We start from the raw sequence: 14,114 nt of genomic DNA, 5'->3' as shown, positions 1-14,114 counted from the left end.
GGTCCTGCCGCTGCCGGCAGAAGTCTGGCTTCGATTCTACGGGAGGAGCGGCCGGCGCCCCTTCCAGGCGTGACACGGTGTGGACGGTCGGTTCTGCCGGCCCCTGTCCAGCGGACCCCAGATGTGAAACAGTTGCTGACTATGACGACCGACACCTCCTCCGCCACCGGCACCAATCCCCTCCTGGTGCCGTCCCCGCTGCCCTATGGGCTCCCCGACTTCGCTGCCCTCGACGACGAGCACTTCCTGCCCGCCTACCGCGCCGGCATGGCCGAGCACCGCGCCGAACTCGAGGTGATCACCGCGGATCCCGCCGAGCCGACGTTCGAGAACACGTTCCTCGCCTTCGAGCGTTCGGGGCAGCTGCTGCGCCGGGTGCACCAGGTCTTCTCCAACCTCGTGGCCGCCGACGGCACCGAGGCCCGGCAGGAGATCGACGAGGAGATCAGCCCCGAGTTGTCCGCCCACTGGGACGCGATCCACCTCGACGCGGCCCTCTACAGCCAACTGGCGAGGGTGGACCTGGATGGCATCGGCGGGCTGGAGACCGAGGACCGCCGGCTGGCCGAGGAGACCCTCAAGACCTTCCGGCTGCTCGGGGCGGACCTCGACCGTGAGGCGAAGGTGCGTCTGGCGGCCATCAATGAGCGACTCGCCGTGCTGTCCTCCCAGTACGGACGCCGCATGGTCGCGGAGAACACCGCCTCGGCTGTCTGGTTCGGCTCCGCCGGGGAGGTGGCCGGGCTCTCCGAGCAGGACCTCGCCTCGGCCGCGTCCGCGGCCCGGAACGCCGGGCACGACGCCGGCTACCTCCTGACGCTGTCCATGTTCACCTCCCAGCCCTGGTTGGAGACCCTCGAGAACCCGGAGTCGCGGCGGCGCGTCCACGAGGCCGCCTGGCTGCGCGGCACCACCCCGGGGGAGAACTTCGCCCTCGACCTGGCCGTGGAGCAGGCCGGCCTGCGCGCCGAGAAGGCCGGCCTGCTGGGCTTCTCCAGCTGGGCCGACTACGCGCTGCAGGACCGGACCGCCCCGGGCCTGGACGCCGTCCGCGACCTGCTGACCCGGATCATCCCGGCGGCCACCGCGAACGCCCGCCGGGAGAAGGCCGAGATCGAGGCCGAGGCCGGCCACCCGGTGGAGGCCTGGGACTGGCCCTTCTACGCGGCCCGTATCGAGCGGGAGAGGTACCGCGTGGACACTTCGGCGCTGCGCTCCTACTTCGAGCTGGACCGGGTGCTCGCCGAGGGGGTGTTCGCCGCCGCGACGGCCCTGTACGGCATCACCTTCCGCGAGCGCCCCGACCTGCACGGGTACCAGCCAGATGTCCGTGTCTGGGAGGTGCGGGAGGCCGACGGCACCGAGCTCGGGTTGTTCGTCGGGGATTTCTTCACCCGTCCCACGAAGTCCGGCGGTGCCTGGATGAACTCGTTCCGGGAGGCGTCCACGTTCTTCGGCGAGCACCCGGTGGTGAGCAACAACCTGAACATCCCGAGGCCCGCGGCCGGGGAACCGGCGTTGCTGACGGTGGACCAGGTGAACACCCTGTTCCACGAGTTCGGCCACGCCCTGCACGGCCTGCTGTCCTCCGGCCGGTACGCCACGCTGTCCGGGACCGCCGTCCCCCGTGACTTCGTGGAGTTCCCCTCGCAGGTCAATGAGATGTGGATGTACTGGCCGGAGATCGTCTCCGCCTACGCGCGGCACGTGGGGACCGGTGAGGAGATCGATCCCGGGGTGCTGGCGGCCATCGAGGCCTCCTCCCTGTGGAGCGAGGGCTTCCGCACCACGGAGTACCTGGGGGCGACCATGCTGGACCTCGCGTGGCACTCCCTGGCACCGGGCACCACGGTGGAGGATCCGTTGGCCTTCGAGGCCGATCAGTTGCGGGCAGCCGGCCTGGACCCGGACCTCGTGGCTCCCCGGTACCGCTCGAGCTACTTCAAGCACATCTTCGGCGGCGGGTACGCGGCCGGGTACTACTCCTACCTCTGGTCCGAGGTCCTGGACGCGGACACCGTGGAGTGGTTCCGTGCCCACGGCGGGCTGAGCCGGGAGAACGGCGAGCGCTTCCGTTCCGAGTTGCTCGCCCGCGGCAACACGCGCGACCCGATGGAGTCCTACCGCCGGTTCCGCGGCGGCGATGCGGACCCGGAGCACCTGTTGCGGCGCCGGGGGCTGCTCCGCTGAGCTCCGGTGCCGTCGCCTGCGCGGCTCAGCTCAGGTGGAGGAGGCCGTGAGCTGGGCCAGCCCGGGCCGCGGTGAGGTCAGCACGGCGTGCAGCCACAGGCGGGCGGCGTGGTCCCACTTCTCTGGGTCCACGTTCCACTCACGGGTGTGGCGCGCCAGGTGGAACCGGACGAAGGTGACCAGCTGGGGGACCTTGGCGGCGAGTTCCATGGACGGGCCCACCGGGACGAAGTCGTCATCCTCCGAGTGGAGGATCAGGGTCGGTACCCGCAGGTGGTCCGCCCGGGAGAGCCAGTCCATCGCCTTGAGGTCCACGGGGGCGGCGAGGCCGGTGGCCCACCGTCCGGCCCTGTTGCTCATGAGCCACTGCCCCAGCCGCCCCACGGCGTCCGGCAGCCGGTTCAGCCGGGCCTGGTGCGCCAGCACGTCGATCCAGTTGATGACGGGCCCGTCCAGGACCATGGCGGCGACCATGGAGGACAGCTCGGAGCGGTCCGCCATCTGCAGGCACACCGCCCCGCCCATGGACCATCCGAACAGGACCACCTCGCGGGCTCCGTGTTCGAGCGCATAGGCGACGGCCGCCTCGACGTCCTTCCACTCGGTGCTGCCCAGGCCGTAGCGCCCGTCCCCGGCGGCCGGGGCCTCACCGTCGTTGCGGTAGGAGATCAGCAGCGAGGTCATCCCCAGGGCCCGGGCGGTGCCGATGGCCCTGATGCCCTCCGCGCGCTTGGAGCCTCGGCCGTGGACCATGATGGCCCACACCCCCTCGCCGGCGAGCCGAGGTGCGGCGTCGTCGACGGCCGGGGATGGTTCCGGGCGGACGAGCCAGGCAGGGGCCGTGCCGTTCTCGACCGGGATCCTCACGTCCTCGGTCTCGTAGCCCAGGGTGCGCGGCTCGGGGTACACGAATCCGGTCCACCGGCCACGGACGGCACGGTGCAGGTCACCGCTGTAGACCTCCTCCACCTCCCGCTGGACCGTCCCGTCGCGCGGGTCGAACGAGGTCACCGCACCGATGCGGGCGATCCCGGCGCCGCCGTCGAACACCAGGGAGTAAGTCCCGGGGACGGTGGTCTCCTCGGTTACGGGCAGGATGATCTCCAGGCCGGACGCCCCCTGGACCACCGCGAGGACCTCGAGGTCCTCGGCCGGGGTCTTGACGGGGGTGACCACGGTGCGGGCGAAGAGCCCGGCCAGCCCGGACACGGTCCCGGCCGCCACCGAGCCGGCCACCACTCCGCCCACGGCAGCCAGGGAGGACCACCGCATGACCGGCTCGGCCTGGCCGATGGACTTCTGGATCTTGGTGCGGCGGCTCGCCGAGCGGGAGGAGCGGGAAGGGCGGGAGGTCATGCCCCATTCTGTCCACGTCCGGCCCGCCATGGCCAGCCGGACACCCGACGGGGTGCCAATCGGAAACAATGGGGCGGTTCGTGGTGTTATGGCTGTCATGAGCAATACCCCCCTTTCCTCCTCCCCCGCCGACCAGCCGAATCAGCCGAATCAGGCACAGAATGCCTTGAGCAATCCGGGCACCCCGGATCCCACCGCCCGGGACCGCTCAGACGCCGAATGGCGCGAACGGCTCAGCCCCGAGGAATTCCAGGTCCTCCGCCAGGCCGGCACCGAACGGCCCTTCACGGGCGAGTACTGGGACGCCGCAACCGAGGGCGTCTACGCGTGCCGTGCCTGCGGTGCCGAATTGTTCCGCTCGGAGACGAAGTTCGACGCCAACTGCGGTTGGCCCTCCTTCTTCGCCCCCCTGGCCGAGGACCGCGTCGAGTACATCCGGGACACCGCCCTGGGCATGGAACGCATCGAGGTCCGCTGTGCCAACTGCGGCTCCCACATGGGCCACGTCTTCCAGGGCGAGGGCTTCGACACCCCCACGGACCTGCGCTACTGCATGAACTCCGTCTCCCTGACGCTCCAGCCGAAGGCCGACGCGTGAGGGGGTTCGCCTCGGACAACTACGCGGGCGTCCACCCCGAGGTCCTGGCGGCCCTCGGCCAGGCCAATGTGGATCATGAGCCGGCGTACGGGGACGATTCCTGGACCGCGCGGCTCCAGGGCCTCGTCCGCACCGAGTTCGGCGAGCAGGCAGAGGCCTTCCCGGTGTTCAACGGCACGGGCGCCAACGTCCTGGCGCTGCAGGCGCTGCTCGCACCGTGGGGAGCCGTGATCTGCGCCGAGTCGGCCCACATCCACCAGGACGAGGGCGGTGCCCCCGAGCGCATCGCCCACACGAAGCTCTACACGGTTCCCACGGAGGACGGGAAGCTGACCCCCGAGCTGATCGACCTCCAGGCCCACGGGATCGGCTTCGTGCACCGCGCCCAGCCGGCCGTCGTCGAGATCGCCCAGGTCACCGAGCTGGGCACGGTCTACACGGCGGAGGAGGTCCGTGCCGTCACGGACCACGCCCACTCCCGGGGGATGTCCGTCTACATGGACGGCGCGCGGCTGGCGAATGCCGCGGCCGCCCTGGGATCCTCCCTGCGGTCCTTCACAGTGGACGCCGGGGTGGACGTGGTGTCCTTCGGCGGCACCAAGAACGGCGCCCTGGGTGCCGAGATGGTGGTGGTCCTGAATCCCGACGCCGTCCTGTCCGGTCCCGGGGGACGGCGCCACGAGGGTGCGGGACAGGCGGTGGGCTACCTGCGCAAGGCCTCCATGCAGCTCGCCTCCAAGATGCGCTTCGTCTCCGCCCAGCTGGTCGCCCTGCTCACCGACGAGCTGTGGCTGCGCTCGGCCCGGCATGCGAACACCATGGCCGCCCGGCTCGCCGCCGGGGCCGGCGCACTGGACGGCGTCACCCTCACCCAGACGCCCCAGGCGAACCAGGTCCTGGCGGTCCTGGATCCCACGGTCGCGGCTGACGTGCGGACCGCCTATCCCTTCTACGACTGGGACGTCCCGCGGAACGAGGTGCGCTGGATGACGTCCTGGGACACCACCGAGCAGGACGTCGACGGGTTCGTGTCCGCCCTGTCCGCAGCCCTCTCCGCGGGGCGCGTGTAGCCGGCCACGGCGCGCCGCCCCAGGATCCAGCGGAAGCGGCTTTAACCTTGGTTGCGTGACTGCCCTTGGCCACCGCCCCGCAGAGATGCGACGCCTTCCCGGAGAGTTCCGAGAGGCGTTGTCAGGGTTGCGCCGTGCGCGGCACCGGCAGGAGATCACCCTGGATGAGATTCCCGCCCCGGGACGTCTCGCCCCCTTCGCCGTGGCCCTGGCGGCCGAGGTCCACGATCCGACAGCGGAGGGCCGGCCCGAACTGGCCACCGGCCGGTTCGTCCTGTTGCACGATCCCGCCGGTTCCCCGGTGTGGAAGGGCACGTTCCGGGTGGTGACCTACATCCGGGCCTCCCTGGAATCCGACCTCGGCAACGACCCCATGGTCGGTGCCGTGGCCTGGACCTGGCTTGTGGAGGCCCTCGAGACCCACCGGGCCCGCTACACCGAGGCCGGCGGGACCGCCACCCGGGTCCTGTCCGAGAGCTTCGGCGGCCTGGCCACCCGCCCGGACACCATCGACATCGAATTGCGGGCCTCCTGGACACCCGAGGGCCCGGACAGCACCGAACATCTGGAGGCCTGGGCGGACATGGTCTGTGCCTTCGCCGGGCTGCCGCCGGTCCCGGACGGTGTCACACCCTTGCCGCGCATCAGGAGGAACTGACATCACTGCGGACACCAGCGCCACCCCGGAAGAGGACCTGACGGAGACCGCCGACCCCGAACCGCCCCGGCTCCTCACCGAGCCGGCCGGCGGCATCCCCTTCGTCACGAACTCCCGGCAGGAGCTGGAGCGGTGTGCTCGGCTCCTGAAGGCCGGCACCGGTCCCGTGGCCGTGGACGCCGAGCGGGCCTCCGGCTTCCGCTACGGCCAGCGGGCCTTCCTGGTCCAGATCAAGCGCGAGGGTGCCGGGATCTGGCTCATCGATCCCGAGGCCTTCGAGGACCTGGAGATCATCCAGGAGTCCCTGAGCGGGGTCGAGTGGATCCTGCACGCGGCCAGCCAGGACCTGCCCTGCCTCTCCGAGCTGGGGATGTGGCCGGACCGGCTGTTCGACACCGAGCTGGCCGGGCGTCTGCTCGGACTCCCCCGCGTGGGGCTCGCCTCCGTCCTGGAACAGCTCCTCGGCGTCACCCTGGCCAAGGAGCACTCCGCCGCGGACTGGTCCAAGCGGCCGCTGCCGGAGGACTGGATGCGGTACGCCGCCCTGGACGTGGAGCTGCTGGTCAATCTGCGGGCCGCGATGATCACGATGCTGACCGAGGACGGCAAGCTCGACTGGGCGAACCAGGAATTCGAGGCGATCCGCAAGGCTCCGCTGCCGGGCCCGCGCAAGGACCCCTGGCGCCGCACCTCGGGCATGCACCGATTGCGCAAACCGGAACAGCTCGCCGTGGTACGGGAGCTCTGGGAGACCCGGGAGGCACTGGCCCAGAACCGGGATGTGGCGCCCGGCCGCCTGATCCCGGACGCCGCGATCGTGGCTGCCGCCGCCAGCCAGCCGACCACCGTGCCCGCCCTGCTGAAGACCCAGGGCTTCCACGGCCGTGCCGCCGCCAAGGAGGGTCCCCGCTGGATCCGGGCCATCCAGGCCGGGCAGGCCGCCGCGCAGACCAAGGCCGGCCTGCCCCCGCTGCACCTGCCGAATGACGGCCCGCCCCCACCGCGCGCCTGGCGGGATCGCAATCCGCTGGCCGACCGCCGGCTGAAGACCGCGAAGGCCTGGGTCGGCAATCGGGCCGACGAGCTGCAGCTGCCCACGGAGAACCTGCTGACGCCGGATACCCTGCGGCGGCTGTGCTGGACACCTCCGGAGACGATCGACCTGGACTCGGTCTCGGCCGCCCTGACCGGGCTCGGCGCCCGGCCGTGGCAAGTCACGGCCGTGGCACCGATCGTGACGGTGGCGCTGCTGGATCCCGACCCAGCCTGAAACTCAGTCCCCTATTCGCTGGTCACGAGTTCCGATACGATGGCGTCAACGCCCGTCCCTCCCACTCAGGAGCAGCATGTCCGAGCCAGTCGTCCCGACGTCCACCACTGACGCGAACGGAGACCGGTTCGCCCCGTACCGCGGCCTCGCCGCGAGATTCCCGGACGAGATCCTCACGCGGGCCACGGTGACGGACGTCGACCTTCCCGACGGCGCGGGCACCCTGGCGCTCCTGGTCCTGGACAATGACTCCGGCCCCCGGCGCCCCACGACCCTGGGCCCGAACTCCCTGATCGGGATCGGCCAGGTGCTCGAGGCCCAGGCCGAACGTGCACACCGCGGCGAGATCACCGCCGTCGCCGTCACGGGCAAGGCCGGCTTCCTGGTCGCCGGTGCGGACCTGGGGGCCGTCAACCGGCTCACCGACCAGCAGGACGGGGTCCTGCTGGGCCGGCTCGGCCACGAGGTCTACAACGGCCTGTCCGACTTCCCGGTGCCCTCCTTCGCGTTCATCAACGGCGTGGCGCTCGGCGGCGGTCTGGAGATCGCTCTGGCGGCCAACTACCGCACCGTCTCCTCCGCCGCGAAGGGCTTGGGCCTGCCGGAGGCCTTCATCGGCCTGATCCCCGGCTGGGGTGGCGTGTGGAAGACCCCGCGGCTCACCGGCCCGAAGGACGCCTTGACGGTGATGATCAAGAACCCGCTGGCGAACAACCGCAACATCGACGGCCGCACCGCCCACCGCATCGGCCTGGCGGACGCGATCTTCGATCCGGCCGCCAATCCTGCCGACACGGCCGTGTTCATCGAGGCCTCGGCGGCCTGGGCGGCCCGGATCCTGACCGGGGACGCCGGCACCATGGCCGCGTTGGAGCAGCAGCGGGACCGCGACCACTCCGACCGGGCCTGGGACGAGGCCATCGCCGAGGGCCAGGCGATCGTGGCCGCCAAGACCGGCGGATACGTGCCGGCGCCGGTGAAGGTCATGGAGCTCTTCGCCGCCGGCCGTCACTGGTCCCGGGAGGAATCGGCCGCCGCAGAGGCCGCCGCCCTGGGTGAGCTGATGCTGACCCCCGAGTTCGCCCACACCGTCTACGCCTTCCTGGACGTGGTCCAGAAGCGCTCCAAGAAGCCGGCTGGCGCCCCCTCCCCCGAACTGGCCCGTCCGGTTCGGAAGGTCGGCGTGGTGGGCGCCGGCCTCATGGCCGGCCAGCTGGCGCTGGTCTTCGCGCAGAGGCTGAAGGTCCCCGTGGTCATGACGGATGTCGACCAGGACCGCGTGAACCGCGGCCTCGGGCACGTGCACGGGCAGGTGGACACGCTGGTGGCCAAGGGCAAGCTGCCCGCTGGCCAAGGCGAGGCGCTGAAGTCCCTGGTGACCGGCTCCGTTGCCAAAGACGTCTACGCCGATGCCGACCTGGTGATCGAGGCCGTCTTCGAGGAGATGGGCGTCAAGAAGGCGGTGCTGGCCGAGGTCGAGGCCGTCGTCACCCCCGAATGCATCCTGGCCACCAACACCTCGTCCCTGTCCGTGACCGAGATGGCCTCCGGACTGGAGCATCCCGAGCGGCTGGTCGGCTTCCACTTCTTCAACCCCGTGGCCGTGATGCCCCTGGTGGAGATCGTGCGCGGGCCGGCCACCACCGACCCGGTGCTCGCCACCGCCTTCGCCACCGCCCGGGGTCTGGGCAAGACCGCCGTGCTGGTCCAGGATGCCGCCGCCTTCGTGGTCAACCGCATCCTGCTGCGGATGATGGGCGAGGTCCAGCATTCCTTCGACCAGGGCACGGAGGCCGCCGTGGCCGACCACGCCCTGGATCCGATGGCCCTGCCGATGACGCCGTTCACCCTGCTGTCCATGGTGGGCATCCCGGTGGCCCAGCATGTCACCGAGTCCCTCAACGCCGCCTTCGGGGACGAGCGGTTCCCGGTGTCGAAGAACCTGCAGTCGCTCATCGACGCCGGCATCACGTCCCTGTGGGCGCAGGACGGGGAAAACCGGGATCACGGCCAGGAGGTCATCCCCGCCGAGACCCGGGCGGTCCTGGAGTTCGGCGACTCCCCCGAGACCGCCGAGGAGCTGCTGGCCCGGGTCCAGGACGCCCTGGCCCAGGAGATCGGCCTCATGCTGGACGAGGGGGTCGTGGCGGATGCCGAGGACATCGACCTCTGCATGATCCTCGGCGCGGGCTGGCCCATGCACATGGGCGGCATCACGCCATACCTCGACCAGGTGGGGGCCTCCGAACGGGTCAACGGCCGTCGGTTCCACGCCTGACGGGCGCCACCCCGGGCACCACGAGAGCGGCCGACACCACCTCCGGGCTGCTCGCCGTCCGGCCGCGGACGGCGGATAATGGAGGGATGACTTCCGCTCCCCACTCCTCCACCGGATCCGCCGGACCCACCGGACCCACCGGACCGCAGGACCGGCACGACGCCGGCGCCCCCTGCGGCGGCTGCGGCCCCTCCCGCAGGTCCTTCCTGGAACGCGGCGCGCTCCTCGGTGCCGTGGGGGTGGTCGGCACCGTCGGACTGACGGCGTGCACGGACGAGATCCGCGCCGAGGACAACGCCCCCTCGCACCACGTGGGCGGCTCCCCGACGCCGGCGGTCGAGCTGGCGGACCTGCCCGTCGGCGGGATGACCAGCGTCAGGGTCGAGGGCCGGACCCTGTTGATCAGCCGCCCGGCGGAGGACGAGGTGCATGCCTTCTCGGCGGTCTGCACACACCAGGGCTGCACCGTGGCCCCCTCCACCGAGAACGGCGAGGAGGTCTTCGCCTGTCCCTGCCACGGTTCGCACTTCGACGTGGCCACCGGAGCCCCCTACGGCGGACCGGCCCAGAAGCCGCTGACCGCATACACCGCCACCGTGGACGGTGACCAGGTGCTTGTGACCCTGTAGACCGCGCCGGTCCTCGTGACCCTGTAGACGACGCTGATTCAGGTGACGCCGGTGTACCTGATGCTGGAGGGCTAGTCCCGGGCGTTCGGGCGCCGCGGTGGGTTGACGATGACCCGGTTGCTGTTGGGGTCCCAGGACGGCTGCTCGGCCTTGCGGCGCGGGTAGTAGTAGTACCGCCACCACAGCCACACCGCCGGCCCCAGGACGGGCAGCAGGAACATCATGAAGGCCCACGGGATGCGCCGCCCCGGGTCCAGGGGTGAGTGGGACAGGGAGACCAGGGACCACACCAGCATCCCCACCACGGCGATGACCACGATCCAGAGCAGGATCTCCACGGCGTTGAGGCCGAACGTCGACCCGGCGGCGCCCATAAGACCAGTTCCCAGGAGAACAGATAACACTAGAACAGGGCGATCTTCGCGGCGGCCGGGAAGATCCCGTCCAGCTCGGCGCTTTCGGCGGCTGTGGGCACCCAGCGGATGGCCGCGGCGTTCTGGCGGACCTGCTCCGGCCGGGTGGCCCCGGCGATCACGGAGGTGACCGGCTCCTGGGCGGCCAGCCAGGAGAAGGCGAGGTCCACCTCGGAGAGCCCCCGGTCCCGGGCGAAGTCACCGTACCGCGCGAGCTGGTCCAGGTCCGCATCCGAGACCAGGTGCTGGCGGCTGTGCGTCAGCCTCGAGCCCTCGGGCGCCCGGCCGGAGGAGTACTTGCCCGTCAGCAGGCCGTTGGCCAGCGGGAAGTACGGCAGCACCCCGAGCCCGAAGGCCCTCGCCGCGGGCAGGACCTCGAGCTCGGCGCGGCGGTCCAGCAGGTTGTAGTGGTTCTGGGCGGAGATGAACGTCTCGGTCCCGAGCCCGCGGGCCACGAACTCGGCCTCGGCGATCTGCCACCCGGCCCGGTTGGAATGACCGATGTACCGCACCTTGCCTGAGCGCACCAGGTCGTCCAGGGCGGAGAGGGTCTCCTCGACCGGCGTCGCGTCATCCGGGGTGTGGAACTGATACAGGTCGATCCAGTCCGTGCCCAGCCGCCGCAGCGAGGCCTCCACGGCCCTGACGATGTACCGGCGCGAGCCGCGGGCCCCGAAGTCGTTGCCGTTGACGCCACCCATGTCCATGCCGAACTTGGTGGCCAGGACGATCTCCTCACGCCGGGCGCCCAGGGCCCGTCCCAGCCGCTCCTCGCTCAGGCCGGGGCTCGCCCCGTAGGTGTCCGCCACGTCGAACAGCGTCACCCCGGCGTCCAGGGCAGCGTGCACGACCGCGTCCGTCCCCTCCTGGCTCTCCGTCACGGTGCCGGGGCGGCCGAGGTTGTTGCACCCCAGCCCGACGACGGAGACGGACAGGCCGGAGCGCCCGAGACGGCGGTGTTCCATGGGATTCAATCCTTCGAGTGGTGGGGTCGGCGGGCCACGGCGAGAGGGCCGCAGCAACTCCGATGCAGCGGGAGATTCAGCGGGAGGTGGTGACGCGGGAGGGCTGGACGCCCGCGAACTTGGCGGCGGCCGGGATCTCGGCAGCCGCCTTGCGCCGGTGCGGCGTGGCCACGTCCAAGACGACGCGGCCGGACTCCGAGCGTTCTTCCACGACCTCACCCAGGCCGCGCCAGGCCAGCTGATTCGTGATCTCACCGCGCAGCTTGGCCACCAGGGCGGTCTCCACAGCCGTCGGCTCCGCACCCTTCAGCCGGTAGGACACCTCGACGTGCTTCAGCTCCTCCTCCGGGAGAACGGCGAAGCCGTCCTCCGCGCACTGCGCGGCGAAGCCGGCGAGCAGCTCCTCACCGGTGGCGTCGTCCGCGACCTGCTCGGCCGACGTCGTGCCCGTGCTGCCGATCCGGCCGTGGTGGACCACGATCTCCCCGCTGCCGGGCGCGAACCACGCCTCGCGGTAGTCCAGGCGCTGCTGGCCGTCCTGCTCGGACCGCCGGTAGGTACGCACAATGCTCAAGAGTTGCCCTCCGTTGACGTGATCTGGCCCGTGTTGACATCCTTGCCGCCGGTGTCCCCGGCCGCCCGGACCTGGCTCATCTGACCCGTCAGCGGCCGCGCGAACGGCACCTTCGTGCCGAGGACCTGGGCCACCGTGTCCTGGGCGATGCGCCGCGCCGTCAGGCCGGTGCGCTCGAGCACCTGGTCCCGGGAGGCGTGGGCCAGGAACTCCACCGGCAGGCCGACCTCGTTGAGTGCGGTATCCACGCCGCGGGCGCGCATCTCCTGGCGGATCCGCGAGCCGACGCCGCCGGCCTTCACCCCGTCCTCGATGCAGACGACGATCCGGTGACGGGAGGCCATCTCGATCACGGATTCCTGCACGGGCAGCACCCACCTGGGGTCGATGACGGTGGCGGAGATTCCCTGGTCGGCCAGCCGGGCGGCCACGTCCAAGCCCAGCTCGGCCATGGTCCCGACGGCGACGATCAGGACATCACGTTCAGTCCCCGGCTCCTCGGACGCGGCTCCGAGGCGGACCAGCACGTCCACGCCGTCCGCGAGCCGCTCCAGCGCGGCGATCTCCGGCCCCACGGACCCCTTCGAGAAACGCACGACCGTGGGCGCATCCTCCACGGACACGGCCTCACGCAGTTCCTCCCGGAGCCGCTGGGCATCCCGGGGTGCGGCGATGCGCAGGGTGGGCACGGACTGCAGCAGGGCCAGGTCCCACATGCCGTGGTGGCTGGGCCCATCCGGCCCGGTGACCCCGGCCCGGTCCAGGACGAACGTGACCCCGGCCCGGTGCAGGCCGACGTCCATCAGGACCTGGTCGAAGGCACGGTTGAGGAAGGTGGCATACACGGCGACCACCGGATGCAAACCGCCGAAGGCCATGCCGGCGGCCGAGGTGACGGCATGCTGCTCGGCGATCCCGACGTCGTAGACGCGCTGCGGATGCCTCTCCGCCATGAGTCCCAGGCCCACGGGGATCTTCATCGCCGCGGTGATGGCCACGATGTCCTCGCGCTCATCCGCGATCGCGCAGATCTCCTGGCCGAACACGGACGTCCAGGAGGGGCCGGAGCTGGAGGCCACCGGCTCTCCCGTCTCCGGGTCGATCTTGCCGATGGCGTGGAACTGATCATCCTGGTGGGCCACCGCCGGGGCATAGCCGTGCCCCTTCTCGGTCATGGCATGCACGATCACGGGGCCGGCGTAGTTCTGGGCGTCCGCCAGCGCCTCCTCGAGCTCCGACTGGTCGTGGCCGTTGATGGGACCGATGTACTTCATCCCCAGGTCCTCGAACAGGCCCTGGGGAGCCCACCAGTCCTTGATGCCCTTCTTCGTGGCATGCAGGGACTTGTACACGAACCGCCCGGCCGTGCCGGAGGTCTGCAGCCGGGACTTCCAGAAGTCGAGGGTGTCCTCGTAGCTGCGGTGGGTGCGGAGCTTGTCCAGGAAGGCCCGGCGCAGCCCCGAGAGCTGGTTGGCGAGCCCGCCGACGGTGGGCGCGTAGGAGCGTCCGTTGTCATTGACCACGATCACGACGCGCCGGTCACGATCCGCGGCGATGTTGTTGATGGCCTCCCAGGCCATACCGCCCGTCAGGGCGCCATCGCCGATCACGGCCACCACGGAGCGGTCCCCCTCCCCGCGCAGAGCCCAGGCGCGGGAGATCCCGTCCGCCCAGGACAGGGAGGAGGAGGCGTGGGAGGACTCCACCACGTCATGGACGGACTCGCCGCGGTCCCCGTAGCCGGAGAGCCCGCCCTCCTGGCGCAGCGTGGAGAAGTCCTGGCGACCGGTGACGAGCTTGTGCACGTAGGACTGGTGCCCGGTGTCGAAGATGACGGCGTCCCGGGGCGAGTCGAAGACCCGGTGGATCGCCAGGGTCAGCTCGACCACACCGAGGTTCGGGCCGAGGTGGCCGCCGGTGCGGGAGACGTTGGCGATGAGGAAACTGCGGATCTCCTCGGCCAACTGCCGCAACTGACCATCAGTGAGACGGGTGAGGTCCTGCGGGGTATGGATCGCTTCGAGAAGGCCCACGGGCAAGCGGTCCTTTCGTCCGGGGAGGGAATATCACAACAACTCCCACCAGAATACCGCGCGGCGGGAACCACCAGAGG

At 70.9% G+C, this 14,114-nt stretch carries 12 protein-coding genes; 7 read left to right on the top strand and 5 right to left on the bottom strand.

What is annotated here, in order from left to right; translation table 11 throughout:
• Positions 1–141 precede the first annotated feature (141 nt).
• Positions 142–2,190, top strand: a complete 2,049-nt coding sequence (locus ACFFIO_RS12340) for a M3 family metallopeptidase (protein WP_378042163.1) — start codon at positions 142–144, stop codon at positions 2,188–2,190.
• Positions 2,191–2,220: 30 nt separating this feature from the next.
• Here the strand turns inward: ACFFIO_RS12340 and ACFFIO_RS12335 are convergent, their stop codons facing one another.
• Positions 2,221–3,546, bottom strand: a complete 1,326-nt coding sequence (locus ACFFIO_RS12335; RefSeq protein WP_378042161.1) for an alpha/beta hydrolase family protein — start codon at positions 3,544–3,546, stop codon at positions 2,221–2,223.
• A 97-nt stretch (positions 3,547–3,643) separates the two neighbouring features.
• On the opposite strand from ACFFIO_RS12335, the gene msrB reads away from it, so the two are divergent.
• From msrB to ACFFIO_RS12305, 6 genes are all read left to right on the top strand, one after another.
• Positions 3,644–4,144 (top strand): peptide-methionine (R)-S-oxide reductase MsrB, encoded by a 501-nt coding sequence (gene msrB / locus ACFFIO_RS12330; RefSeq protein ID WP_378042159.1) that lies wholly within the window; start codon positions 3,644–3,646, stop codon positions 4,142–4,144.
• Entirely contained in the window at positions 4,141–5,214 is a 1,074-nt protein-coding gene (locus ACFFIO_RS12325) for a threonine aldolase family protein (protein WP_378042158.1), read from the top strand. Before msrB ends, ACFFIO_RS12325 begins: the two co-directional genes overlap by 4 nt.
• Before the next feature lie 55 nt (positions 5,215–5,269).
• Positions 5,270–5,872 (top strand): DUF3000 domain-containing protein, encoded by a 603-nt coding sequence (locus tag ACFFIO_RS12320; protein ID WP_378042156.1) that lies wholly within the window; start codon positions 5,270–5,272, stop codon positions 5,870–5,872.
• Positions 5,838–7,142 carry an HRDC domain-containing protein gene (locus tag ACFFIO_RS12315; protein ID WP_378042154.1) on the top strand — a complete coding sequence of 435 codons (1,305 nt, stop codon included), beginning with the start codon at positions 5,838–5,840 and terminating at the stop codon, positions 7,140–7,142. The genes ACFFIO_RS12320 and ACFFIO_RS12315 overlap by 35 nt, the downstream gene beginning before the upstream one ends.
• 76 nt (positions 7,143–7,218) lie before the next feature.
• Positions 7,219–9,420 (top strand): 3-hydroxyacyl-CoA dehydrogenase NAD-binding domain-containing protein, encoded by a 2,202-nt coding sequence (locus ACFFIO_RS12310; protein ID WP_378042152.1) that lies wholly within the window; start codon positions 7,219–7,221, stop codon positions 9,418–9,420.
• An 86-nt stretch (positions 9,421–9,506) separates the two neighbouring features.
• On the top strand, positions 9,507–10,049 hold the full coding sequence (locus ACFFIO_RS12305) for a QcrA and Rieske domain-containing protein (protein WP_378042150.1): 543 nt from the start codon (positions 9,507–9,509) through the stop codon (positions 10,047–10,049).
• A gap of 71 nt (positions 10,050–10,120) precedes the next feature.
• On the opposite strand, the gene ACFFIO_RS12300 is transcribed toward ACFFIO_RS12305, so the two are convergent.
• The 4 genes from ACFFIO_RS12300 to dxs all read right to left on the bottom strand — a co-directional run bounded on the left by ACFFIO_RS12300 (position 10,121) and on the right by dxs (position 14,034).
• Complete coding sequence (locus tag ACFFIO_RS12300; RefSeq protein ID WP_378042148.1) at positions 10,121–10,423, bottom strand: hypothetical protein; 303 nt, start codon at positions 10,421–10,423, stop codon at positions 10,121–10,123.
• Positions 10,424–10,452: 29 nt separating this feature from the next.
• Positions 10,453–11,427 carry an aldo/keto reductase gene (locus tag ACFFIO_RS12295; protein ID WP_378042146.1) on the bottom strand — a complete coding sequence of 325 codons (975 nt, stop codon included), beginning with the start codon at positions 11,425–11,427 and terminating at the stop codon, positions 10,453–10,455.
• A gap of 76 nt (positions 11,428–11,503) precedes the next feature.
• Complete coding sequence (locus tag ACFFIO_RS12290) at positions 11,504–11,992, bottom strand: hypothetical protein (RefSeq protein WP_378042215.1); 489 nt, start codon at positions 11,990–11,992, stop codon at positions 11,504–11,506.
• Positions 11,993–11,997: 5 nt separating this feature from the next.
• Positions 11,998–14,034, bottom strand: a complete 2,037-nt coding sequence (gene dxs / locus ACFFIO_RS12285; protein ID WP_378042145.1) for a 1-deoxy-D-xylulose-5-phosphate synthase — start codon at positions 14,032–14,034, stop codon at positions 11,998–12,000.
• Positions 14,035–14,114 lie beyond the last annotated feature (80 nt).

Origin of the sequence: Citricoccus parietis (assembly GCF_042433045.1) — a bacterium.
GTDB lineage: Bacteria > Actinomycetota > Actinomycetes > Actinomycetales > Micrococcaceae > Citricoccus > Citricoccus parietis.
Note: the sequence above shows the minus strand (reverse complement) of the source record. Positions and strands in the feature narration are given on the sequence as shown.

What these genes read in the sequence shown, in the direction of transcription:
- ACFFIO_RS12340 (WP_378042163.1), top strand. Translation starts at nt 142, where the DNA reads ATGACGACCGACACCTCCTCCGCCACCGGCACCAATCCCCTCCTGGTG.
- ACFFIO_RS12335 (WP_378042161.1), bottom strand. Translation starts at nt 3,546, where the DNA reads ATGACCTCCCGCCCTTCCCGCTCCTCCCGCTCGGCGAGCCGCCGCACC.
- msrB (WP_378042159.1), top strand. Translation starts at nt 3,644, where the DNA reads ATGAGCAATACCCCCCTTTCCTCCTCCCCCGCCGACCAGCCGAATCAG.
- ACFFIO_RS12310 (WP_378042152.1), top strand. Translation starts at nt 7,219, where the DNA reads ATGTCCGAGCCAGTCGTCCCGACGTCCACCACTGACGCGAACGGAGAC.
- ACFFIO_RS12305 (WP_378042150.1), top strand. Translation starts at nt 9,507, where the DNA reads ATGACTTCCGCTCCCCACTCCTCCACCGGATCCGCCGGACCCACCGGA.
- ACFFIO_RS12300 (WP_378042148.1), bottom strand. Translation starts at nt 10,423, where the DNA reads ATGGGCGCCGCCGGGTCGACGTTCGGCCTCAACGCCGTGGAGATCCTG.
- ACFFIO_RS12295 (WP_378042146.1), bottom strand. Translation starts at nt 11,427, where the DNA reads ATGGAACACCGCCGTCTCGGGCGCTCCGGCCTGTCCGTCTCCGTCGTC.